2 protein-coding genes are annotated in these 2,818 nt (G+C 45.2%); both read left to right on the top strand.

All coding sequences use genetic code 11. From position 1 onward, the window contains the following. Positions 1 to 1,839, top strand: a 1,839-nt coding sequence (fusA, locus tag J6I68_RS15760) for an elongation factor G (RefSeq protein ID WP_292221682.1), incomplete at its 5' end; no start/stop codon positions are given. 140 nt (positions 1,840 to 1,979) lie between these two features. Beyond that, positions 1,980 to 2,818: elongation factor Tu (locus J6I68_RS15755; protein WP_292221680.1), on the top strand; the 839-nt coding region annotated here is incomplete at its 3' end.

Genomic DNA, 2,818 nt, shown 5'->3' with positions numbered 1-2,818 from the left:
ATTGATACACCTGGTCACGTTGACTTCACTGTTGAGGTTGAGCGTTCACTTCGCGTACTTGATGGTGCAGTTGGTGTATTTAGTGCTAAGGAAGGCGTTGAGCCTCAGTCTGAGAACGTATGGCGTCAGGCTGACGGATTTAACGTTCCTCGTATGGCATTCATCAACAAGATGGATATCATCGGTGCTAACTACTTTGGCGCTGTAGAGCAGATCCGTAATAGACTTAAGAAAAATGCTATTATGATAGAGATCCCTATCGGAGCTGAGGATCAGTTCCAGGGTATCATTGATCTTTTTGAGATGCAGGCTTACATCTACAATGATGATAAGGGTGAGGATGTTACAATTGGTGAGATCCCTGCTGACCTCAAGGACGACGCTGAGCTTTATCACTCAGAGCTCGTTGAGAAGATCTGTGATCTTGATGAGGATCTTATGATGCAGTATCTCGAGGGCGAGGAGCCTTCTGTTGCAGATCTTAAGGCAGCACTTCGTAAGGCAACTTGCGAGTGTAAGGCATTCCCTGTTTGCTGTGGTTCTGCACACAAGAACAGAGGTATCCAGAAGCTTATCGATGCTGTAATCGAGTTTATGCCTTCACCATTAGACATCCCTGCATGTAAGGGAACTGACATGGACGGTAACGAAATCGAAGTTGAGTCTACAGATGATGGCCCATTTGCTGCTCTTGCATTCAAGATTGTCAGCGATCCATTCGTTGGAAAGCTTGCATTCTTCCGTGTATACAGAGGAACAGCAAATTCAGGTTCTTACGTACTTAACAGTACTAAGGACAGCAAGGAGCGTCTTGGACGTATCCTTCAGATGCACGCTAACAAGCGTTCAGACCTTGATAAGGTTTATGCTGGTGATATCGCAGCAGCTGTTGGTCTTAAGAACACAGTTACTGGTGATACACTTTGCGATGAGAAGAACCCTGTTATCCTTGAGTCAATGGAGTTCCCAGATCCTGTTATCGAGCTTGCTATCGAGCCTAAGACTAAGGCTGGTCAGCAGAAGCTTGACGAAGCTCTTATGAAGCTTGCTGAAGAGGATCCTACATTCAGAGCTCACACTAACCCTGAGACAGGTCAGACTATCATCGCTGGTATGGGTGAGCTTCACCTTGATATCATCGTTGACAGACTTCTTCGTGAGTATAAGGTTGAGGCTAACGTTGGTGCACCTCAGGTTGCATACAGAGAGGCACTTACAAAGGCTGTAGACGTTGAGTCTAAGTACGCTAAGCAGTCCGGTGGACGTGGTCAGTATGGTCACTGTAAAGTTCGTTTCGAGCCTATGGATGCTAACGGAGACAACCTTTACCAGTTCGATAGCGAAGTTGTTGGTGGTGCTATTCCTAAGGAATTCATCCAGCCAATCAGCGAAGGTATCGAAGAGGCTATGAAGGCTGGTACACTTGGTGGATATCCTGTTGTTGGTGTCCATGCTACAGTATATGACGGATCATACCACGAAGTAGACTCATCTGAGATGGCATTCCACATCGCTGGATCTATGGCGTTCAAGGATGCTATGCAGAAGGGAGCACCTGTTCTTCTTGAGCCTATCATGAAGGTTGAGGTTACAATGCCTGAGGAGTACATGGGAGATGTTATTGGTGACATTAACTCTCGTCGTGGACAGGTTGAAGGTATGGATGACCTTGGCGGTGGCAAGATCGTTAGAGCACATGTGCCTCTTGCTGAGATGTTCGGATATGCTACAGATCTTCGTTCAAGAACTCAGGGACGTGGTAACTACTCAATGTTCTTCGAGAAGTATATGCCAGTTCCAAAGAATGTTCAGGAGAAAGTCCTTTCAAATAAGGGCTGATGAACAGATTAAATAAAGAAAGACGCGTAAAATCTCAGTTTTCGCTTGATTTAACGCTAATCTTTTAATATAATCGATATAGTCGGTTAAATTATGTATGAAAATGTTTATTAACATTTCACTAAGGAGGATATTTAGAAATGGCAAAAGCTAAGTTTGACAGAAGTAAGCCACACGTAAACATTGGTACAATCGGACACGTTGACCATGGTAAGACAACTCTTACAGCAGCTATCACAACTGTTCTTGCAGACAGAGGATTTTCACCTGCTGTTGCATTCGATCAGATCGATAAGGCTCCAGAAGAGAAAGAGCGTGGAATCACAATCAACTCTGCTCACATCGAGTATGAGACAGCTAACAGACACTACGCTCACGTAGACTGCCCAGGTCACGCTGACTACGTTAAGAACATGATCACAGGTGCAGCTCAGATGGATGGTTCTATCCTTGTTGTTGCTGCTACTGACGGTGTTATGGCACAGACTAAGGAGCACGTTCTTCTTGCTCGTCAGGTTGGTGTTCCTTACATCATCGTATTCATGAACAAGTGCGATATGGTTGATGATCCTGAGCTTCTCGACCTCGTTGAGATGGAGATCAGAGACCTTCTTACAGAGTATGAGTTCCCTGGAGATGACACACCTATCATTCGTGGTTCAGCTCTTAAGGCTCTTGAGGATCCTAAGTCTGAGTGGGGCGACAAGGTTATGGAGCTCATGGACACAGTTGATTCTTACATCCCTGAACCTACTCGTGAGACAGATAAGCCTTTCCTTATGCCTGTTGAGGACGTATTCACAATCACAGGACGTGGAACAGTTGCTACTGGTAGAGTAGAGAGAGGTCACCTTAACCTCAACGACGAAATCGAAATCGTTGGTATCAAGGAAGAGACATCTAAGTCAGTATGTACTGGTATCGAGATGTTCCGTAAGACAATGGATTACTGCGAGGCTGGTGACAACGTTGGTCTTCT

The organism is Butyrivibrio sp. (assembly GCF_017940685.1).
Classification (GTDB): domain Bacteria; phylum Bacillota; class Clostridia; order Lachnospirales; family Lachnospiraceae; genus Butyrivibrio.
The sequence above is the reverse complement of the archived record's forward strand: the minus strand, read 5'-3'. Positions and strand labels throughout refer to the sequence as shown.